Origin of the sequence: Autumnicola lenta (genome assembly GCF_031846515.1) — a bacterium.
In the GTDB taxonomy this organism is placed as follows: Bacteria; Bacteroidota; Bacteroidia; order Flavobacteriales; family Flavobacteriaceae; genus Autumnicola; species Autumnicola lenta.
Genome location: NZ_JAVRHO010000001.1, coordinates 81,288 through 102,345, shown reverse-complemented (window position 1 = coordinate 102,345; position 21,058 = coordinate 81,288). Strand labels below are relative to the sequence as shown.

General features: G+C 39.1%; 18 protein-coding genes. All 18 read left to right on the top strand.

Features of this window, described 5'->3' with window-relative positions; translation table 11 throughout:
- Positions 1 to 274 precede the first annotated feature (274 nt).
- Entirely contained in the window at positions 275 to 1,672 is a 1,398-nt protein-coding gene (locus RM545_RS00410; protein WP_311493288.1) for a Gfo/Idh/MocA family protein, read from the top strand.
- Between the two features lie 101 nt (positions 1,673 to 1,773).
- A complete protein-coding gene (locus RM545_RS00405) occupies positions 1,774 to 2,136 on the top strand; it encodes a hypothetical protein (RefSeq protein WP_311493287.1) in 363 nt (120 codons plus the stop codon).
- Positions 2,137 to 2,544: 408 nt separating this feature from the next.
- Positions 2,545 to 3,381: a 5-dehydro-4-deoxy-D-glucuronate isomerase gene (gene kduI / locus RM545_RS00400; protein WP_311493286.1), complete on the top strand. Its 837-nt coding sequence runs from the start codon at positions 2,545 to 2,547 to the stop codon at positions 3,379 to 3,381.
- Positions 3,382 to 3,389: 8 nt separating this feature from the next.
- Positions 3,390 to 4,151: an SDR family NAD(P)-dependent oxidoreductase gene (locus RM545_RS00395; RefSeq protein ID WP_311493285.1), complete on the top strand. Its 762-nt coding sequence runs from the start codon at positions 3,390 to 3,392 to the stop codon at positions 4,149 to 4,151.
- An 88-nt stretch (positions 4,152 to 4,239) separates the two neighbouring features.
- Positions 4,240 to 5,643, top strand: a complete 1,404-nt coding sequence (uxaC, locus tag RM545_RS00390) for a glucuronate isomerase (RefSeq protein ID WP_311493284.1) — start codon at positions 4,240 to 4,242, stop codon at positions 5,641 to 5,643.
- Positions 5,644 to 5,684: 41 nt separating this feature from the next.
- Positions 5,685 to 6,725, top strand: coding sequence for a PfkB family carbohydrate kinase (locus RM545_RS00385; protein WP_311493283.1), 1,041 nt, complete (start codon positions 5,685 to 5,687; stop codon positions 6,723 to 6,725).
- 16 nt (positions 6,726 to 6,741) lie between these two features.
- A complete protein-coding gene (locus tag RM545_RS00380; protein ID WP_311493282.1) occupies positions 6,742 to 7,410 on the top strand; it encodes a bifunctional 4-hydroxy-2-oxoglutarate aldolase/2-dehydro-3-deoxy-phosphogluconate aldolase in 669 nt (222 codons plus the stop codon).
- 97 nt (positions 7,411 to 7,507) lie between these two features.
- Complete coding sequence (locus RM545_RS00375; RefSeq protein WP_311493281.1) at positions 7,508 to 8,533, top strand: sugar kinase; 1,026 nt, start codon at positions 7,508 to 7,510, stop codon at positions 8,531 to 8,533.
- A 24-nt stretch (positions 8,534 to 8,557) separates the two neighbouring features.
- Entirely contained in the window at positions 8,558 to 9,538 is a 981-nt protein-coding gene (locus RM545_RS00370; RefSeq protein WP_311493280.1) for a TRAP transporter substrate-binding protein, read from the top strand.
- Between the two features lie 4 nt (positions 9,539 to 9,542).
- Positions 9,543 to 10,010 (top strand): TRAP transporter small permease, encoded by a 468-nt coding sequence (locus tag RM545_RS00365; RefSeq protein ID WP_311493279.1) that lies wholly within the window; start codon positions 9,543 to 9,545, stop codon positions 10,008 to 10,010.
- The gene (locus RM545_RS00360; RefSeq protein ID WP_432264565.1) at positions 10,007 to 11,296 is read left to right on the top strand and encodes a TRAP transporter large permease; all 1,290 of its coding nucleotides are present in this window, start codon (positions 10,007 to 10,009) and stop codon (positions 11,294 to 11,296) included. Before RM545_RS00365 ends, RM545_RS00360 begins: the two co-directional genes overlap by 4 nt.
- A gap of 18 nt (positions 11,297 to 11,314) precedes the next feature.
- On the top strand, positions 11,315 to 12,778 hold the full coding sequence (locus tag RM545_RS00355; RefSeq protein WP_311493278.1) for a tagaturonate reductase: 1,464 nt from the start codon (positions 11,315 to 11,317) through the stop codon (positions 12,776 to 12,778).
- A gap of 18 nt (positions 12,779 to 12,796) precedes the next feature.
- The gene (locus RM545_RS00350; protein WP_311493277.1) at positions 12,797 to 14,413 is read left to right on the top strand and encodes a UxaA family hydrolase; all 1,617 of its coding nucleotides are present in this window, start codon (positions 12,797 to 12,799) and stop codon (positions 14,411 to 14,413) included.
- An 11-nt stretch (positions 14,414 to 14,424) separates the two neighbouring features.
- The gene (locus RM545_RS00345) at positions 14,425 to 15,612 is read left to right on the top strand and encodes a Gfo/Idh/MocA family protein (RefSeq protein WP_311493276.1); all 1,188 of its coding nucleotides are present in this window, start codon (positions 14,425 to 14,427) and stop codon (positions 15,610 to 15,612) included.
- A 242-nt stretch (positions 15,613 to 15,854) separates the two neighbouring features.
- On the top strand, positions 15,855 to 16,670 hold the full coding sequence (locus RM545_RS00340) for an SDR family oxidoreductase (protein WP_311493275.1): 816 nt from the start codon (positions 15,855 to 15,857) through the stop codon (positions 16,668 to 16,670).
- Between the two features lie 12 nt (positions 16,671 to 16,682).
- A complete protein-coding gene (locus RM545_RS00335; RefSeq protein ID WP_311493274.1) occupies positions 16,683 to 17,918 on the top strand; it encodes a tagaturonate epimerase family protein in 1,236 nt (411 codons plus the stop codon).
- Positions 17,919 to 18,252: 334 nt separating this feature from the next.
- Entirely contained in the window at positions 18,253 to 20,667 is a 2,415-nt protein-coding gene (locus tag RM545_RS00330; protein WP_311493273.1) for an ATP-binding protein, read from the top strand.
- Positions 20,664 to 21,032 carry a response regulator transcription factor gene (locus RM545_RS00325; protein ID WP_311493272.1) on the top strand — a complete coding sequence of 123 codons (369 nt, stop codon included), beginning with the start codon at positions 20,664 to 20,666 and terminating at the stop codon, positions 21,030 to 21,032. Before RM545_RS00330 ends, RM545_RS00325 begins: the two co-directional genes overlap by 4 nt.
- Positions 21,033 to 21,058 lie beyond the last annotated feature (26 nt).

The following is a 21,058-nucleotide window of genomic DNA, read 5'->3' as shown; positions in this document are numbered from 1 at the left end:
AGAAACATTGCTATTTTAATTGAATAACCGGAACCTGTCGGGTGGATTCTCTGTGAAGGATGGAAGTTTTAATTACTTTATGTTGGGGTTCGGTAAAAGACTCTTTTAACCTATCTACAAGCACATTGCCCGCATGAATATGTTGCGGAATATAATTCCTTTTAATCAGTAAGTTCTATCAAAAAAAAGTTAGTAGTTAGTTGATTTTATGTAATTTACTTCAACTATTTATATATAAATTTTTTCTGAAGTTCATTAATTAAAGCACAAATCTATGGAAAAGTCCCGACGAATTTTTTTAAAATCAGTCAGTGCATTGGCTGCAGGAACTATGATTTTACCTTCCTGGGGTTTTGGCCTGGATAATCGAAAATTGAAGGTAGTATTGGTTGGTACAGGTGTTCGGGGCACCAGTTTCTGGGGAAAACGCTTAGTGGAGAAATACAGTGATAGTTTGGAATTTGTGGGATTATGCGATATAAACCCCGGTAGACTGGAATATGCAAAAAATTATATGGAAGTAGATTGTCCGACATTCCTCGACTTTCGGACCATGATCAATAGTTCCAGACCCGATCTTGTAATCGTGACCACTGTAGATGCCACACATCACGAATTTATTATTCAGGGGTTGGAGATGGGATGTGATGTACTTTCCGAAAAGCCTTTGACCACCGATGAAGATAAATGTCAGCAAATAGTTGATGCCGAGAGGAAGTACGACAAGAAACTTGTTTTAGGTTTTAACTATCGCTGGAGCCCGTATAATACTAAAATAAAAGAATTACTTTCAGAAGGTACTATAGGTAAAATTACTTCAGTAGATTTTCACTGGTATTTAAATACCTATCATGGTGCTTCTTATTTCAGAAGATGGCATGGCTTAAGAGAAAAGGGCGGGACTTTGCTCGTCCACAAATCCACACATCATTTCGATTTACTTAACTGGTGGCTGGATTCAGATCCTAAAGAGGTTTTTGCTTATGGCGATCTTGAATTCTATGGAGCCAATCATCCCTTCCGCGGAGACTATTGCAGACCCTGTACCCATAAATCCAACTGTGATTTTTACTGGGACATCACCGAAAGTAAAAGGGATATGGAACTTTACGTAGAAAATGAGCACCACGATGGATATATCAGAGATAATTGTGTGTGGGGAAAGGAGATTAATATTTACGATAAAATGTCTGCACAAATCAAGTACATGGATAATACGGTTGTGAATTATTCTCTCACTACGTATTCACCTTTCGAGGGGTGGCGTATCGCTTTTAACGGTACTAAAGGAAGAATTGAAGCTTCGCTTGATATCCCTTACAACAAGGAGATGGAGATGAGTCAGGAGGAATTGCATGCTATGGAAATGGCCCAGGGGGAGGAAGAACTCACTTATGAACCGATTGTTACCCATAAACTTTGGAACGATTTCGAAACTATTCAGGTAGGTATGGAAAAATCGGGACATGGCGGAGGAGATAAGCGTTTGCATGATCAGGTTTTTACACATCCGGATAAAAAAGATCCTTATGACCGTGCTGCAGGTTTGCGTGACGGGGCAATGTCTGTTTTGATCGGTGTGGCAGCACGTCACAGTATTGAAACAGGTAATCCAATAAGGATAGAGGATCTGACAGATATAAAATTAATGGAGTCTGGGAGAGGAGCCTGATAAGGCTTAGCTTTCATCTCCATTTAACCAATAGTCGTTTTCGTCTATTAGCTTTTTATGATGAAGAAATTTAAATTAGAAAAAACAGCAATTTTTGATCTATGTTCAGGAAAATGTTTACCTGGCCACCGAAAGTGCAGCGGATTCTTATACAAATCCAGAATATAAAACCGATTGCAGTTTTAGCTGCTTATGGGATGTTGCCTGATACAAATTTGCTGGATATGGAAATCATGGAGAACACCCTTGATAAAGTATGGAAGGTTTGGTCCTGGGAAGAAACCTGGGGCTGGGATTTCCCGATGACCGCTATGACTGCTGCCAGACTGGGGCAACCTGAAAAAGCTGTTGATGCATTATTTATAAGTTTGCATACCAAGACTTATTTAAAAAATGGTTATGATTATCAGGATGAGCGGCTAAGGCTTTATCTAACGGTAATGGTGGATTGCTTACTGCAGTAGCAATGATGTGTGCCGGTTGGGAGAGGGAAGCACAGAAAGAAATCCTGGGTTTCCGGATGATGGGAATTGTGAGGTAAAGTGGGAAGGTCTCGTGAAGATGCCGTAAGACCTTTTCTCTCAGGTAAAAGCATTTTTATTAAAAAAGAACTTTTTAATAACGATTTCGATTTCATGAGGTAAGAATAATTCATTTAATTGTAAAAAAGTTACGATTAATTGATGGATTCGTTTTTTTGTTTATATTTGTGTAATCGATTACATTTTTTGGTAATGTTCAGTTAATTTCTTAATATGTTCGGTGAACCTTTCAGGACTGTACAGGATACATAATAATCCGCTACTTGAGAACTTACTGAAAAGTGATTTTATCAAAAAAATAATTCAGAATTAACCAAGAATTAAAAAATTATGACAAACTCAGAATTTCGATACGCACATCACCCGGAAGATGTAAAAAGATACACAACAGAAGAGCTTCGGGACCATTTTCTAATTCCGGAAATCTTTAAGAAGGATGAAATCAATCTAACTTATACGATGTATGACCGTTTCATCGCGGGTGGAGCTTTTCCTGTAGATAAAGCTGTAAAGCTGGAAACCATAGATTATCTTAAATCTGAAAATTTCCTTGATCGTCGTGAACTTGGAATTATTAATGTTGGTGGAACCGGAAAGGTTACTGTAGATGGAGAGGTTTATGAACTTGGTCATAAAGAAGCCTTATATGTAGGCCAGGGAAATAAGGAAGTTATTTTTGAAAAATCCGGTAATGAACAACCTTATTTTTATCTGAATTCTGCTCCTGCCCATAAAGCTTATCCTACAAAAAAGGTAAGCAAGAAAGATGCTGAAGTGGTAGAGTTGGGAGATTCAAAATATTGTAATAAGCGTGTTTTAAACAAATTGATTGTAAATAGTATTGTTGAAACTTGCCAGCTACAGATGGGAATGACAGAGCTGGTAGAAGGAAACATTTGGAATACCATGCCTCCACATACACACAGCAGGAGAATGGAAGTCTACTTCTATTTTGATTTGGAAGAAGATCAAACCATCAGTCACTATATGGGACAACCTCAGGAAACCCGCCATATTTTCTTACAGAACCACCAGGCGGTAATTTCTCCGGAATGGTCTATTCATGCTGGTGCAGGAACATCTAATTATACTTTTATCTGGGGAATGGCCGGTGAGAACCTGGATTATGGCGATATGGATAAAGTGGCTGTAAACGAATTGAAATAGGAGAAAGTATGAAAATGTTTAGTTTAGAAGGTAAGACAGCTTTAGTAACCGGCTGTAAAAGAGGAATAGGGTTTGCCATGGCTGAAGCTTTGGCTGAAGCCGGAGCAAATATTTTAGGAGTTTCAGCTTCTTTGGAAACTGAAGGTTCTGAAATCGGTAAAGCTGTAGAAGCTAAAGGAAGAATTTTCCAGGGCTATCAATGTGACTTTTCAGATAGAAAATCACTTTATGCTTTTATAGAAAAAGTAAAATCTGAGCATTCTCAAATAGATATTCTGGTGAACAACGCAGGTACTATAATGAGGTCACCTGCCGCAGAACATTCTGATGAGTATTGGGATAAAGTGATTGAGGTAAATCAAAATGCACAATTTATTCTTACCAGGGAAATTGGAAAGGAAATGCTGAAAAGAGGTAGCGGAAAAGTTATTTTTACAGCTTCCCTTCTTACTTTCCAGGGCGGGATTACAGTACCGGGTTATGCCGCTTCCAAAGGCGCAATTGGCCAGTTAACCATGGCTTTTTCCAACGAATGGGCATCCAAAGGAGTGCAGGTAAATGCAATTGCTCCAGGGTATATTGCTACGGACAATACTCAAGCCCTTCGCGATAATGAAGAGAGAAGTGAAAGCATTTTATCCAGGATCCCTGCAGGAAGATGGGGTGAGCCTGAAGATTTTAAAGGGCCTGTTATTTTTCTTGCATCACAGGCCAGTAACTACATGAGTGGTTCGGTTATGTTGGTAGATGGTGGCTGGATGGGCAGATAAAATCAATAATTGCCAAATTTCCGGCATCGCTTAAATGTGTATTTGTATATTTCCGGAAATGAAAATAAATCACGAATAACAACCTCAAATGAAGAATAAAACATTTATAAATGATAACTTTTTGCTGCAAAACAGATATGCAGAAGAACTTTATCACAAATATTCGGCCGATCAGCCCATAATAGATTACCACAACCATTTATCTCCAAAAGATATTGCTGAAGATCGCAGTTTTGACAATATTACTCAGGTGTGGTTGGCAGGAGACCATTACAAGTGGCGTGCTATGCGTACTTTAGGTGTGGATGAAAAGTATATTACCGGAAATGCTTCAGATAAGGAGAAATTTCTCGCATGGGCCAGGACGGTTCCGTACACGCTAAGGAATCCGCTTTATCACTGGACACATCTTGAATTAAAAAGATACTTCGGAATTGATGAATTGCTTAATGAAGATTCCGCAGAACGTATTTATGAAGCTGTAAATAAACAATTGCAGCAACCGGAATTTTCCTCTCGTGGATTGCTGAAGAAGATGAATGTGGAGACAGTTTGCACTACTGAAGATCCTATAGATACCCTTGAATATCATCAAAAATTGGCAAAAAGTGACTTCAGTATTAAAATGAGTACTGCTTTTCGCCCTGATAAGGCTGTGATGATCGAGGCAGAAGGTTATAATGACTACCTCAATAAGTTGGGTGAAGTAGCTAAAATGGAGATTGATTCTTTTGAAGATCTGCAAAAAGCGCTTCGTAAGCGTATTGAATATTTTGATGCTAACGGTTTTAAACTTTGTGACCACGGTCTTAACTACGTGTCTTTCGAGAAATTAACCGAAGAAGAGATTGCTGGTATTTTCAGCAAGAGAAGGGAAGGAGAAGCTATTTCAGAATTGGAAGCTGAGAAGTTTAAGACAGCTATTTTGTTGTATCTGTGTGAGACTTACCACGAATTTGGCTGGGTACAGCAATTTCATCTTGGTGCCTTAAGAAACAACAACAAAAGAATGCTGGCACAGCTGGGTCCCGATACTGGTTGGGATTCTATTGCAGATTACAGTCAGGCGGAAAATTTATCTAAATTTCTAGATACCTTAGACGGAAAAAACAAGCTTACCAAAACGATACTTTATAATCTTAATCCTTCTGATAATGAGATTTTTGCGACCATGATCGGAAATTTTAATGATGGAAGTGTTAAAGGAAAGGTACAACTCGGTTCCGGCTGGTGGTTTTTAGACCAGAAGGATGGTATGGAAAGGCAAATGAATGCTTTATCTAACATGGGGCTTATCAGTTGTTTTATTGGGATGCTTACTGATTCCAGAAGTTTTCTGTCCTTCCCGCGGCATGAGTATTTTAGAAGAGTTTTATGTAACTTGTTCGGGGAAGAAATGGAAAGTGGCGAATTACCTGATGATATGGAGTTGGTTGGAAAAACTATTGCAGATATCAGTTACCACAATGCTAAAGAATACTTTGAATTTTAAAAGTTAGAGACAAATAATTTATAATAATCAACCAGAATAATATGAAAAAAGTAGTGACATTCGGTGAGATAATGCTTCGTCTTGCACCTCCTGAATTTTTAAGATTTTCTCAGGCAAACAGTTTTGACGTGGTATACGGTGGCGGCGAATCTAACGTGGCAGTTTCTCTTGCCAATTATGGAGTGCCGGTAGATTTCGTTACACGCTTGCCTAAGAATGATATTGGAGAGTGTGCCTTAATGGAAATGCGTAAAAGGAATGTTGGAGTAGATAAAATTGTATTTGGTGGCGATCGCCTGGGAATATACTTCCTGGAAACCGGTGCGGTTAACCGTGGTAGTAAGGTGGTGTATGATCGTGCTCATTCAGCCATAGCTGAAATTGAGAAAGGAATGATCAATTGGCAGGAAGTTTTTGATGGAGCAGATTGGTTCCACTGGACAGGAATTACTCCTGCAATTTCTCAGGGTGCGGCAGATGTATGCCTGGAAGCCGTAAAAGCTGCTAAAGATTTAGGTCTTACTGTTTCTACAGATTTAAACTATCGTGCGAAATTGTGGAAATATGGAGTGGAGCCTGAAGGCATAATGACAGAACTTACTTCTTATTGCGATATCGTTTTAGGAAATGAAGAAGATGCTGAAAAGCATTTTGGAATAAAGCCTGAAGGTTTGGACATTACTACTCAGGGTGAAAACGTAAAAGCAGAAGCTTTCTTGTCTGTTTGTCAACAGATGATGGAAAAATTTCCAAATGCAAAAAAAGTGATTACTACGTTACGTGGCTCTATTTCAGCTTCTCACAACACCTGGGCCGGAGTGCTTTACGACGGTAAAACCATGTTAAAATCTTCTGAATACAATATTACTCATATTGTGGACCGTGTGGGAGGAGGAGATTCCTTTATGGCAGGATTGATTTATGGTTTATTACAATATCCTGATGATGATCAGAATGCTTTGAATTTTGCAGTAGCTGCATCAGCATTAAAGCATACGATTAAAGGAGATGCCAATCTTGCAACTATTGATGAAGTGAAAAAATTAATGGGAGGGGATGCTTCAGGGCGTGTTTCCAGGTAACAGAAACAGAGAAATTATGGCTAAGTATACAAGATTAGAAGTAGCGTCAGTAATGAAAGAATCGGGGATGGTTCCTCTGTTCTTTCATTCTGATGTAGAACTGGGAAAAAAGGTCCTGAAAGCCTGCTACGATGGTGGAGCCCGATTGCTGGAATTTACCAGTCGTGGGGATTTTGCCTTTGAGGTATTTGGGGAGCTTAACAAATATGCTCTTAAGGAGCTACCCGGAATGATATTGGGAGTAGGATCTATAACCGATGCGGCAGCAGCGTCTCTTTATATGCAGTTGGGTGCAAATTTTATTGTAACCCCGGTTTTGAGAGAAGATATTGCTATTGTGTGTAATCGTCGTAAGGTATTGTGGTCTCCTGGTTGCGGTTCACTTACAGAAATTGCCCGCGCTGAAGAATTAGGATGTGAAATAGTTAAGTTGTTTCCTGGAGATCTTTATGGACCTAAGTTTGTTACGGGAGTAAAAGGACCCAGTCCATGGACCAGCATTATGCCTACAGGAGGTGTTTCTCCTACTGAAGAAAACCTTAAAGGCTGGTTTGATGCTGGAGTTACCTGTGTGGGAATGGGTTCTCAATTAATTTCTAAAGATATTCTGGCAAATAAAGATTTTGATAAGCTGCAAAAAACAGTAGAAGAAACCTTATCGTTGATTAAGCGACTTAAAAAATAGTGCAATAATTAATATAAATTTTTATCGGCAATGGACAATTGATCTTGTCCATTGCCGGTTTATAAGCATAAGCTTATACTATAATCTGGAACACTAAGTGAAAACGAAAAAAAGTCATACAGGAAAAGTAGTCACTTTTGGTGAAGTGTTAATGCGCTTATCCCCTACTGAAAACCGGAAATTACAGCAGGCATCAAATCTGGACTTTTTTTTTGGAGGAACAGAAATGAATGTGGCAGCTTCCCTTGCTTATTTGGGAGTTGAAGTGCAACATGTAACCAATGTTTCTAAAGATTTTGTGGGCGAATCTGCAATTGCAGCTTTACGTAAATTTGGGATTGACGTTTCAGCGGTTAAAAAAGTAGATCACCCATTGGGAATATATTTTCTCGAGGTAGGATCTGCAATGCGTTCCAGCCAGATTTCCTATAACAGACTTCATAGTTCCTTTGCCAATATTACCCCCGAGAGTGTTGATTGGGAAAATATTCTTGAAGATGCAGATTATTTTCACTGGGCAGGAATATCTCCTGCAGTTTCAGAGGGTGCTTATCAAACCTTAAAAAGAGGTTTGGAAATCGCCAGGGAGAAGAAGATCACTGTAACAACAGATCCCGCATATCGGAGTAATCTCTGGAACTATGGCCGGAAAAGTAATGATGTTTTATCAGAACTCATAGATCTTTCCTCTGTGTTTATTGGTGGTGTTAATGAAATTAACGAAATTTTGGAGTCTGATTATGCTTTTGATGAAGAAGGCTTTGTTGCTGCCAGTAAAGCACTTATTACTGCTCATCCTTCGATTAAGAAAATATTTGATAAAGTGCGGACCAGTGTAAGTTCCTCATGGCAAAAAGTTTATGGGCGTGCCTGGACCGGAGAGAAATATTTACAAAGTGAAGAACTGGAAGTAAGGGATGTTGTGGACAGGATAGGAACAGGTGATGCCTATGCAGCCGGAATATTATATGGGTTGCAATTCTTTGATGATCAACATGTACTTAATTTTGCCAATGCAGCCTGTGCTTTAAAACACACACATGTGGGAGATGCCAATCTGGTAAGTGTCGAGGAAGTGGAGGAGGTAGTGAATGGTAATGTGAGTGGAAGGATTAAAAGATAATAAATACAGCAAAAAAATAAAAATATGAGAAGTAGCATGAGTGCTTCATTTCTTGTTGTACTGGTGGCATTATTGCTGACAGGCTGCGAAAAAGATGGAAACACACGAGTGATAAAACTTGGGCATGGTCTTGATGTTAGTCATCCGGTTCATAAGGCTATGGTTTTTATGGGCGACCGTCTTAAAGAAAAGTCAGACGGAAAAATGCTTTTGGATATTTATCCGAGTCAGCAGTTAGGGTCTGAACGAGAATCCCTGGAGCTGCTTCAGATTGGAAGCCTGGGGATGACAAAAGTGTCTACCGGAGTGATGGAAAATTTTGCACCCGGACTAAAAGTATTCGGATTACCATTCCTTTTCAAAGATCGTGAACACCGTTTTAATGTTCTGGAGGGAGAAATTGGAGAACATTTCTTAAATGCCAGCATCGATAAACGGCTAAAAGGTCTCACCTTCTACGATGCAGGAAGCCGTAGTTTTTATAGTAAAACCCCGATTGATAGCCCTGAAGATCTTGAAGGGCTCAAGCTTAGGGTAATGGAAAGTCAGACCGCTATAAATATGGTGAAACTCTTAGGAGGATCGCCTACTCCTATTGCGTGGGGGGAGCTATATACCGCTCTACAACAGGGGATAGTTGATGGTGCAGAAAATAATTTACCCAGCTTTTACCTTTCAAGACATTATGAGGTATGTAAATATTTTGTCCTGGATGAACACACGGCCTTGCCGGATATACTGGTTATAGGAACTCCTGTATGGAATAGTCTTTCAGAACAGGAACAAGTTTGGTTAAAGGAAGCTGCTATGGAATCTTCAGAATTTGAAAAGGAGATTTGGCGTGAGGCAGAGCTGGAGGCACTCGAGGAAATACAGAAGGCTGGCGTAAAGGTTATCGAAACAGATAAAGATGCATTCAAAGAAAAGGTACAGCCAATGTATGAAGAGTTTAAGGAGAACCCTGAAATGAAAGAAGTAATTGAAGCTATTCAATCTTTAAATTAAATTAATGAAAACAAAAATGGATAAAACCTTAGGAGGTATTTTGGTTCTTCTAATGGTTCTAATGGTATTGTCTGTATTATGGCAGGTTTTTTCCCGTTACTTACTTGATTCGGCAAGTTCTTTTACAGAAGAATTGTCTCGTTACCTTTTTATCTGGATTGGAATTTTAGGAGCAGCATATGCTTCGGGACAGCAAACTCATTTGGCTATTGATATTTTACCTCCAAAACTGAGTCCGGTAAACAGAGTGAGGCTACGTATTGGAATTAATATTCTCATCATCCTGTTCAGCTTAACTGTTTTGGTTATAGGAGGAGGGAATCTTGTTTATGTAAATTACCTGCTTGGGCAGTATTCTGCAGCTCTTAATTTACCACTTTCTTTCGTTTACATCGTGGTTCCGTTAAGTGGCATACTGGTTATTTACTATAAAGTAAATGAAATAATTTATCCGAAAAAATATTTAGTATGATGTCAGAGGTTTTAATTCTCGTAGTATCCTTTGTTGTCCTTTTGGCGATTGGAGTTCCGGTAGCCTGGTCTATTGGTATCTCCTGTATACTCACCATCCTGGCATCTATCGATTCTTTAGCTGCCTTTACTACTGTTGCACAGCGAATGGCTACCGGTCTGGATAGTTTTTCCCTGCTGGCCATTCCGCTCTTTATTCTGGCCGGCCAAATTATGAACCAGGGAGGTATAGCCAACCGACTTATTGATTTTGCCAAAGCGCTCATGGGGGCGCTTCCAGGTGGATTAATTTATGTAAATGTAATTGCCGCTATGTTGTTTGGAGCAATTTCTGGATCTGCAGTGGCTGCCACTTCAGCGATGGGAGGAATTTTAGGTCCGGCTATGAAACGAGAGGGCTATTCAAACGAATTTGGAGCGGCCGTTAATATTACAGCGTCCACTACGGGGTTGGTAATTCCGCCATCCAATGTGCTAATCGTTTATTCCCTTGCCAGTGGAGGTGTTTCTATTGCTTCTTTATTCCTGGCAGGATATCTTCCGGGAATTTTAATGGGACTTGCTTTAATGCTCGTGGCTGCAGTTTGGATCAAAAAGAAGAAATATCCTGCTGGTGAACGAAGTAGTTTTAAACATATAATGACAACTTTTCTGCATGCCTTTCCCAGCTTACTGCTATTGGTAGTCGTAATAGGAGGAATAGTAACAGGTATTTTTACTGCAACAGAAGCTTCAGGAATCGCAGTACTATATACTTTAATACTTTCCTTTATAAACCGGGAGTTGAAGGTGAGTAGCTTATACAGTGTTTTTCTTGGGTCGGTAGGTACAACAGCAATTGTAATGTTGCTTATAGCAACATCAATGAGTATGTCCTGGGTAATGTCATATGAAAATATACCTCAGGCTGTTAGTGATAGTTTGTTAAGCCTGAGCGATAATATATTTGTAATTCTGCTTATCATCAACTTACTACTGCTTTTTGTTGGAACCTTTATGGACATGACTCCGGCGGTTCTAATTTTTACGCCTATTTTTCTGCCTGTGGTAGTTGCATTGGGTGTAGATCCTGTTCATTTCGGAATAATGATGGTAATGAACCTTTGTGTGGGGCTTTGTTCACCACCTGTGGGTGCTGTTTTGTTTATAGGGGTAAGTGTTGCAAACACAACTATTCAGAAAGTAATAAAACCCCTCTTGCCGTTATATGTGGCTATGTTTATCGTATTGCTGCTAGTAACCTTTATACCAGAAATTACCCTATGGCTTCCAAGTCTATTTGAATAATTAAAATGATATTGTAAAATGGAAAAAATAAAAAAGAAAAGCTTAAACAGAGAGACTGCAGGCATTACTAAGAAATTACCTATAAAAGTTATCCAATATGGAGAAGGGAATTTTTTAAGGGCGTTTGTAGATTATGTTATCGATAAGCTTAATAAAAAAGCCGACTTTAATGCAGGGGTGGCAGTTATTCAGCCGTTAGCCGTTGGTATGGTAGATATTCTGAATGAACAGGATGGCCTTTACAACCTTTTTATGAAAGGTATAAAAAAAGGCAAAGAAATCCAGGAACAGGAGACCATATCCTGTATTCAGAAAGGGATTAATCCGTATGAAGATTATCAGGTTTACCTCGATCTGGCAAAAGAAGAACAACTGGAATTTTTAATTTCCAATACGACTGAAGCCGGGATTGCCTTTGATGAAAATGATACTCTGGAAGGATACCCGCACAGCAGTTTTCCGGCAAAGGTAACTGCTTTGCTTTACAAAAGGTTTCAGCATTTTAATGGAGCTAAAGACAAGGGTCTTAGCATAATTCCTTGCGAACTTATAAACTACAATGCAGACGCTCTTAATGAAATCATTTTGAAGTATGCGTCGCTATGGAAACTGGAGGACAAATTCATTAGCTGGATTAAAGATCATAACGATTTTCATAATACTCTTGTAGACAGGATAGTTCCCGGGTACCCAAAGGATGATATCGATGCTTACCAGGAGAAGCTGGAGCAGGAGGATAAATTAATCGTGTCTGCTGAAGTATTTTTGTTATGGGTAATTGAAGGAGATGAGAAGCTGAAGTCTAAAATACCTTTTGATAAAATAGATGAAAATATTCTTATTGTTGACGATTTACAGCCTTACAGAACTAGAAAAGTACGTATTTTAAATGGTGCCCATACTACGATGGTGCCTTTCTCTATTCTCTATGGAAATGAAACCGTTAAGGAAACTGTAGATCATGAATTCACAGGAAAATTCATTAGTGAAGCTGTATTTGAAGAGATAAATCCTACTCTTGAACTTTCAGAAGAAGAATTAAATTCCTTTGCTGAAGAAGTTTTTGACAGGTTTAGGAATCCGTTTATTAAACATCAGCTTTCAAGCATTGCGCTTAATTCCATTTCTAAATTTAAGGTTAGAGTCCTGCCAAGTCTTCTTACTTTTCAGGAAAAGTACAATCGATTACCCTTGCGCCTTACCTTTGCGTTTGCTTGTTTAATAAGGTTTTACAAAGGGGAGTGGAATGGTGAAATTCTGCCCGTAAAAGACGATGAAAAAACCACATCTGAATTAAAACAGGCATGGGAATTAAATAACTACAATGAAATTTCGGAGAGGGTACTCAAAAATGGCAATTTTTGGGATAGAGATCTGACCGAAGTTCCACAATTGACGGAAAAAGTTGCATCTGCCCTGGAGCTTATTGATCATAAAGGGATAGAAGAAGGATTTAAGATATTTTCGGAGCGATCTGAATAAGATGAAAAAGGAGAAATTATGAAAAGTAAATTGATAAAAGTACATCCCGAAGATAATGTTGCCATTGCATTGGTAGATTTATGGCAGGGTGATACGGTAAATTTCGAGGGAGAAGATATATTTATTACAAGCGATACAAAAGCCAAGCATAAAGTTGCCATGGTAGATTTTGCAGCTGAAGATAAGATCTATATGTATGGTGTTTTGGTAGGTAAAGCTACCGAAGAGATTAGAAAAGGCGGAGTTCTAACGGTAGACAATGTAAAGCATGAAGCGAATACTGCTTATGGGAAAACAGAAACTACCGCGTGGAATGCCCCCGATATCTCCAAATGGAAAGACCGCACTTTTAATGGGTACCACAGACCTGACGGGCAGGTAGGAACAAAAAATGTATGGTTGTTTTTTCCGCTGGTTTTTTGTGAGAACCGGAACATTGAGCTCTTAAAGGATGTTTTTGAAAACGAGCTCTCTTTTCATAAATCCAGTAAGCAAAGATTATTGCTGCGTAGCCTTATTCACGGTACAGATTCTGAAGCAATGGCAGATGTCGAACCTGAGGAAAGTAGCATATTTGACAATATTGAAGTCAAATTTATTACGCACCAGGGTGGATGTGGTGGTATACGGCAGGATTCTGCTTCTTTGGCACGATTACTCGCGGGGTATATAAATAATCCCAACGTGGCCGGTGCAACCGTTTTAAGCCTTGGGTGTCAGAACCTTCAGATAGATATCTTTAAAAGTGCTTTAAAGAGAATAAATTCTGATATTCAAAAACCCTTACTTATTTATGAGCAACAGCAAATGGGAACGGTAGATGATATGATGAATACGATCATCAAAGAATCTTTTGCTGAAATTAAAAAAGCAAACCAAATTCCGAGAAAACCGGCTCCTTTATCTAAACTGAAGTTAGGGCTGGAATGTGGCGGATCTGATGGATTTTCAGGTATATCTGCAAATCCGGCTTTGGGTTATGCTTCAGATTTATTATCGGCATTAAAAGGTTCTCCAATACTTTCTGAATTTCCTGAGTTATGCGGAATTGAGCAGGAATTGGTAAACCGTTGTGTGAATGACGAAATTGCAGACAGGTTCATTTCACTTATCCGCGCATTTGAAGATTCTGCAATTGCTGCCGGTTCCGGATTTGATATGAATCCTTCCCCCGGAAATATAAAAGACGGACTTATTACAGATGCGATGAAGTCTGCCGGAGCGGCTAAAAAAGGTGGAACTTCACCTATTGAAGATGTACTGGATTATGGCGATTACGTTACCAGACCAGGCCTCAATTTACTTTGTACTCCCGGTAATGATGTTGAAAGTACAACAGCGATGGTTGGAGCCGGTGCAAGTGTAGTGGTTTTTACCACCGGCCTGGGAACACCAACAGGAAATCCTGTGGCACCTGTTATAAAAGTTTCCTCAAATTCTACCCTGGCCAGATCTATGCCAGATATTATTGATATTGATTCCGGTGGAGTGATTCGGGGAGAAAAGACTATTGAAGAAATGGGAGAAGAAATCCTTGAATATATAGTTAAAGTTGCCAGTGGAGAAGAAGAATCCAAAGCAGATCAATTAGATCAGGATGATTTTATCCCTTGGAAACGTGGAGTTTCTTTATAAAATAGAAAAAAATGGAGCCAGGAAAAAAGGTTGTACGTGCAGGAATAGTAGGATCGGGTTTTGCTGCCCGGTTCCATTTTGATGCTTTGCAGCGGGTTTATGGAGTCACAGTGGAAGTGATAGGAGCCTATTCCAGGAATACGGAGAATTTAAATAAGTTCTCAGAGGAAAAAGGGGTGAAAGCTTTTTCAACGCTTCAGGAATTAATTGCAGCATCAGATGTTCTTCATTTGTGTACGCCGCCGGTTACTCACGAACCTCTGGCTATTCAGATTTTAAAGGAGGATAAAAATGTTATCATTGAGAAGCCGTTAACCGGATATTTTGGTGACGATGAAGAAGATTTTTCAGGAGATGATTTTCCGAGGGAAAAGGGACTGGAGCAGGCCTTGCGGAGTATTAAAAATATGCTCAAGGCCGAAAAGCTGAGCAAGGGTACGATTATGTATGCCGAAAACTGGATTTATGCACCTGCCATTCAGAAAGAGCGGGAGGTCATAGAAAAAACTAAAAGTCAGATTTTATGGATCCAGGCGCAACAATCCCATTCCGGGTCACATTCGCTGGACTATGGCAAGTGGAAACGTTCTGGAGGAGGTTCCCTAATGGGCAAAGGTTGCCATCCGCTTGCCGGAGCTCTTTATCTCAAATATGTGGAAGGCAAAGCAAGGAACGGAAAATCTATTCGTCCTAAAACCGTAACCTGCAGGGTTCATGCAATTACCCGAATGCCAAATTATAAAAATGAAAAACATCTCAAAGATTCATGTACAGATGTTGAAGATTACGCTTTAACTCACATAGTTTTTGAAGATGGAACGGTTGCCGATATAGTGGCCAGCGAATTGCTGCACGGCGGAGTAAAAAATTATCTTGAAGTACATGCCAGCAACCATAGAACGGTATGTAACCTTACTCCCAATAATGCAATGCAAACCTATAATCCGGTTGAAGAAAACTTTGAAGACATTTATGTTGTGGAAAAAACCGGAACCAAACAAGGATGGTCCAGTATTTCTCCCGATGAAAGCTGGTTTAATGGTTATCAGCATGAAATGGAGGCTTTTTACAGGTCTTTGGCTTACGGCGAGCCCCTGGAAAGTAATAGCAGTCTTGCTGCAGACGTTATAGCGACTATTTATGCAGCTTATCTTTCAGCGGAAAGAAATGGAAGTGAAGTGGTAATTCCTTTATCTTAAGTCCCAAATGTTTATCTAATCACCTTTTGAAGAATTTGGAAGGAAGATTTACGGAATTCTACTAATCATTTCGGGAGACCAGGAATAATTGCGTAAATTAGAATGATTGGCTTCAGTGAATTTCCGGAAGAAAATTTTGACCTTAGCCTGGATTTTTTTGCTTGAGGTAAACTTTTCGAAGAATTAGAAAAATTCCGATTACGCTGATTTTACACTTTTTAGTACAATTCCAAAAAATAAAAATGATAAAGATGTTGAGTTTAAAAAATAAAGTAGCAGTAATAACAGGAGGAAACGGCGTGCTTGGTGGTGCAATAGCAAAGGGGCTGGCGCAAAATGGAGTAAAAGTAGGAATCCTTGGTAGAAGTAAAGATACCGTTCAAAAACGTGTAAACGAGATAAAAGCCGAAGGAGGAGAGGCTTTTCCGCTTGTTGCAGATGTCTTGGACAAAGCAAAACTACTTGCTGCCAAAGATGCCATTCTCAAAGAATATGGAACTATTGATATTCTCGTAAATGCTGCCGGTGGAAACGTGAAGGGAGCGACCATCACGCCAGATCAATCTATTTTTGACCTAGACCTGGACGATTTCGATAAGGTAAACCACCTCAATTTTAAAGGAACTGTTTTACCAACGCTTATTTTTGGAAAAGGAATGGTAGAACAGAAAAAAGGAAGTATTATAAATATATCCTCTATGGCTGCTGAAAGGGCGCTAACGCGGGTGATGGGATATGGCGCGGCTAAAGCTGCGGTAGATAATTTTACCAAATGGCTTTCCGTAGAAATGGCGCAGAAATATGGCGATGGAATCCGTGTAAACGCTATTGCTCCGGGATTTTTTATTGGAGAACAAAACAGGGATTTTCTGCTTAACAAAGATGATAGCCTTACCTCCAGAGGCCAAACAATTATTAATAATACTCCCATGAAACGTTTTGGTAAACCCGAAGAGCTTCAGGGCGTGGCGAACTGGCTGGCGGGAGACGAGGCTGCTTTCGTGACAGGTGTCGTTATTCCTGTAGATGGAGGTTTTGGTGCGTTTAGCGGAGTTTAAAAACTATAGGTCATGCGAAAATTAGGAAAATATTCATTTGGAACAGGTGATAGATTTGGGAAAGAAGGAAAAGCGCAGTTAAAAGCTGTTTTAAAGATGAGGGATTTAGGTGTTCAGGTGACACCGGTCTGGAACAAATCCAATCGCGAACATGAAACAGTGGGAACTAAACCTGCAAGTACCCGCGAAGAGGCAGACAAAGCGGTGAGCGCTTTAAATTACTCGGGAGATTACCTTGTAGATGCAGATCACATCAATTTGGAAACTGTTGGTCCATATATCCCCGTCAGCGATTTTTTCACGATAGATGTAGCCGACTTTATAGGTAAGGAAGCTTCAGAAAATGAAAAAGATAAATTTATTGAATTTTTTCAGAAGTATTTGAATGAGTTTCAGATTGAAGGTATAGAGTCGAAAATTGCCATTTCTGAAGCTCAGTTAAAAGGAATGCTGAACAATTTTCTGTTTGCGATGAAGAAAGCAGGAGAGGTTTATGATCATATTAAAGCTGAAAAAAAAGCAGATTTTTTTACTGAAGTTTCTATAGATGAAGTGGAAGAGCCGCAATCTCCTGTAGAACTTTTCTTTATTCTCGCTGCTTTGGCCTTTTATAAAGTGCCGGTGAATACTATTGCTCCAAAATTTACCGGAGAATTTAATAAAGGTGTGGATTACCGCGGAAATTTGGAACAGTTTCAAAAAGAATTTGAAGAAGATCTTTTAGTGCTGAAATTTGCCAAAAAAGAGTTTGGACTTCCGGATAACCTGAAACTAAGCGTGCATAGCGGCAGCGATAAATTCTCTATTTACCCGGTTATGCAGAAACTTATTGGCAAACATGATTCTGGACTGCATTTAAAAACCGCCGGCACTACCTGGCTGGAGGAGTTAATAGGTTTGGCAGAAAGTGGAGGTGAGGCCTTCAATTTTGCAAAAGATATTTATACTGAAGCGTTAGAACGTTATGATGAGCTCACCAAAGATTATGTTTCTGTACTTTCTATAGATCGTGATAAACTTCCGGCTGCAGATAGCTTCAAAAACGGAAAGGAGTTTGCAGATGCTTTACGTCACGACCAAAAGTCTGATGCCTATAATGCCAATTTTCGGCAATTATTACACTGCGCATACAAACTTGCCGCTGAAAAGGAAGATTTTCCGAAGTTATTGGATAAGTATCGCGAAAAAATTGAAGAAAATGTCACTTTCAATCTTTATGAAAGACATTTGAAGCCACTTTTTTCTTAAGATGAACGAATTTTTTCTGAAAAACACAACTTAAGCTTGTTTTTATAAGGTGAAGTTGTGTTTTTCAGGTAGCAATTTTTATTTCTGCTATATCAGGAACACGTTGGTTACCAACATCTAAAAGATATAACTATTAAAATATTACAGTTTTTAGTAATGTGCTCTGCGTAGAATTTTCTTTAATATTCTACAGATGTTCCAATCAGTGCTTGGGGTAATTAATAGTAAAAAGTAACCTGCTGACATTCGGTTCTTAATTTTTTTTATCTTTATGCCCTAGATGAACAATTTGAATTTCCCCAAATTCCACGAAATTGAACGACTTAAGACACTTTTGTCGTACAATATTTTAGATACTCCCTACGAAGAAGACTTTGACGGACTCGTCAAACTTATTTCCATAATTTGTGATGTACCTGTTGCTATAATCTCTATGATAGATGATCAAAGGCAGTGGTACAAAGCCAAAACAGGTATAGATTCGTCTGAAATGCCGATAAAGGAAACCTTTTGCCAGTACACCGTGGTACAGGATGAGCTTTTGGAAATTCCCGACGCAAGGCTGGATGAGCGTGTAAAAAATAATCCTCACGTAACCATAGAAGAGGGAATCCGGTTTTATGCGGGTATGCCTTTAAAGGCCTCCAATGGTCATAACATAGGCACGGTTTGCGTTGCTGACAGTAAGCCAAGAACACTTAATAAAAATCAAAAAACGGCTCTCAAATTATTGACGAATCAGGCTATGCTGTTGCTTGAAACCCGCAAGAAAAATGTGAAGTTGGGCGATGAACTGGAATTTCAGCTGGAACAAAAAATCAAAGAAAACCAGCGTCAGCTCCTTTACCAGGAAACACAGTACAACAATCTTCTTAAAGCTATAAGAAAATCCAGTGGCGTTATAGAATTCAATCCCCATGGCGTTATTGAAAGGGTGAATACGCATTTCCTCAATATTGTTGGATACGGTAAAGAAGAACTGGTAGGTCAACACCACTCTTATCTTTTAGGTGAAGAAGAAAAGGAAAATGATGAGAATTTTTGGAAGTCCCTTCGGCATGGAAAATTTAAATCGGGACGTTTAAGAAGAAAGCATAAAAATGGCAGTACGGTTTGGATCCAGGCCACTTATAATCCCATTCTTGATCTGGATGAAAACGTGATTAAAGTGATCAAGATCGCAACTGATATTACCCAGGAAATACTGGCAGAAAAAGCCCTGCTTCAGGCGAAAGAGCAGGCAGAAGCTTTAAATATCCAGAAGGATAACTTTATTGCCAATGTTAGTCATGAGATACGTACTCCTATCCACGCTATATTGGGATTTACTGAGCTTTTACTGGAACAGGAGAAAGATAATTTAAGAAAGTCCTATTTGCAATCGGTAAAAACAGCAGGGGATAATTTACTATTTATAATTAATGATATTCTGGATCTTTCCAAATTGGAAGCAGGAATGATACACCTGGAAGAGGAACAATTTAATCTTCAGCAGGTTGTGAAAAATGTTTTTGCCATTCTTCATTTAAAAGCACACCAAAAGAAGATAAAATTTGATTTCCATATAAATTCCGGTGTTCCCCTGGATCTAAAAGGAGATAAGAACAGATTAAGCCAGATCCTCATCAATTTTTTGAATAATGCCCTTAAATTCACTGCGGAAGGTGGTGTGGATCTAAAGGTCGAATTAATTAAACTTGCGAATAATGAAGCCGTACTTAAATTTAAGGTAAGAGATACGGGAATAGGAATTCCTCCGGAAAAACTTAAAGTTATATTTGAACGATTCTCACAGGCTGAAGAGAGTACTTTTCGTAAGTTTGGAGGGACAGGTCTGGGATTAAATATCTCAAAACATCTCATTGACAGGCAGGGAGGCACTGTGGAAGTTAGCAGCGAACCGGGAGAAGGATCCTGTTTTACCTTTACCATTCCATTTAAAATTGCTGAAAAGGAATTTCAGGATCATACCGTTACAGGAGTAGCAGCGACTAGCTTTCAAAAACCCGCAAAAATATTGTTGTGTGAAGATAATGAACTTAACCAGAGGCTTATAAGAGCGATCTTACAGGAAAAAGGTCATGAAATCGATATGGCGGAAAACGGCAATAAAGGCGTTCAGCTGGCGAAAGAAAGGGAATACGATCTGATTTTAATGGATATTCAGATGCCTGAAAAAGATGGCTATCAAACTACAGAAGTGTTGCGTAAAGATTTAAAAATTGTCACACCTATTATAGCGCTCACTGCTAATTTCATGTTAGCAGAAAAAGAAAAATGTCTTCGTGCAGGAATGAACGATTACCTTTCGAAACCCTTCACCAGGGATGACCTGCTGGCAAAAATAAATGAATGTTTAGGCAATAATGGCAACTCCGGGAATTATGAGGGAAATCAGGAAAAATCAGATGCAGGTCTTTCCTTTGAAACCCTTGAGGAAATGTCGGGAGGAAATAAAGATTTTGAAAAGGAAATGTTGTCCTTGTTTGTGAAGCAGGCTTCAGAAATGTGGAGTCAGCTGGAATCAGCTTATGAAGAAAGGGATCTCCCCGCGATTAAAGCTACAGCTCATAAATTTAAAACTTCATTTGGAATAATTGGTGCAGATCAATATTATTTATATCAGCTTGAAAATGTGGATAAAGAGAAGCTATCAGATGAAAAGCTGGATATTACCTTAACGAGATTTAAAGATCAACTTCAGCAAATTTTACAGACAGTAAACACCAAACTAAAATCATACTTATGAATATTCTGCTTGTAGAAGACGATGAGATGCTAAGAAAATCACTCGCTTTCTTTCTAACATCCAAATCTTATAAAGTAATTGATTTTGAGAACGGACTTGATGCCATTTCCTGTTTAAATAATAAGGGCGGCGAAATAGACCTTGTGATCACAGACCTTAATCTTCCTTTTGCCGGGGGACAACAGGTGATAAACGCTACCCGCGAGATTCTTGCAAAAGAAATTCCTGTTATTGTCCTAACGTCTTCCGGTGTAGAGTCTACAGAACTGGAAGTATTTGATTTGGGTGCGAATGAATTTATTACCAAACCATTTAGCCCTCCTGTTTTGCTGAAGCGAATGGAAAAATTGCTTCCCAAAAATTAGCTTTATTTAAGTATGATTAAAATTGA

Coding starts and splice junctions, on each gene's coding strand:
- RM545_RS00410 (WP_311493288.1), top strand. CDS start 275: ATGGAAAAGTCCCGACGAATTTTTTTAAAATCAGTCAGTGCATTGGCT.
- RM545_RS00405 (WP_311493287.1), top strand. CDS start 1,774: ATGTTCAGGAAAATGTTTACCTGGCCACCGAAAGTGCAGCGGATTCTT.
- kduI (WP_311493286.1), top strand. CDS start 2,545: ATGACAAACTCAGAATTTCGATACGCACATCACCCGGAAGATGTAAAA.
- RM545_RS00395 (WP_311493285.1), top strand. CDS start 3,390: ATGAAAATGTTTAGTTTAGAAGGTAAGACAGCTTTAGTAACCGGCTGT.
- uxaC (WP_311493284.1), top strand. CDS start 4,240: ATGAAGAATAAAACATTTATAAATGATAACTTTTTGCTGCAAAACAGA.
- RM545_RS00385 (WP_311493283.1), top strand. CDS start 5,685: ATGAAAAAAGTAGTGACATTCGGTGAGATAATGCTTCGTCTTGCACCT.
- RM545_RS00380 (WP_311493282.1), top strand. CDS start 6,742: ATGGCTAAGTATACAAGATTAGAAGTAGCGTCAGTAATGAAAGAATCG.
- RM545_RS00370 (WP_311493280.1), top strand. CDS start 8,558: ATGAGAAGTAGCATGAGTGCTTCATTTCTTGTTGTACTGGTGGCATTA.
- RM545_RS00365 (WP_311493279.1), top strand. CDS start 9,543: ATGAAAACAAAAATGGATAAAACCTTAGGAGGTATTTTGGTTCTTCTA.
- RM545_RS00360 (WP_432264565.1), top strand. CDS start 10,007: ATGATGTCAGAGGTTTTAATTCTCGTAGTATCCTTTGTTGTCCTTTTG.
- RM545_RS00355 (WP_311493278.1), top strand. CDS start 11,315: ATGGAAAAAATAAAAAAGAAAAGCTTAAACAGAGAGACTGCAGGCATT.
- RM545_RS00350 (WP_311493277.1), top strand. CDS start 12,797: ATGAAAAGTAAATTGATAAAAGTACATCCCGAAGATAATGTTGCCATT.
- RM545_RS00345 (WP_311493276.1), top strand. CDS start 14,425: ATGGAGCCAGGAAAAAAGGTTGTACGTGCAGGAATAGTAGGATCGGGT.
- RM545_RS00340 (WP_311493275.1), top strand. CDS start 15,855: ATGATAAAGATGTTGAGTTTAAAAAATAAAGTAGCAGTAATAACAGGA.
- RM545_RS00335 (WP_311493274.1), top strand. CDS start 16,683: ATGCGAAAATTAGGAAAATATTCATTTGGAACAGGTGATAGATTTGGG.
- RM545_RS00325 (WP_311493272.1), top strand. CDS start 20,664: ATGAATATTCTGCTTGTAGAAGACGATGAGATGCTAAGAAAATCACTC.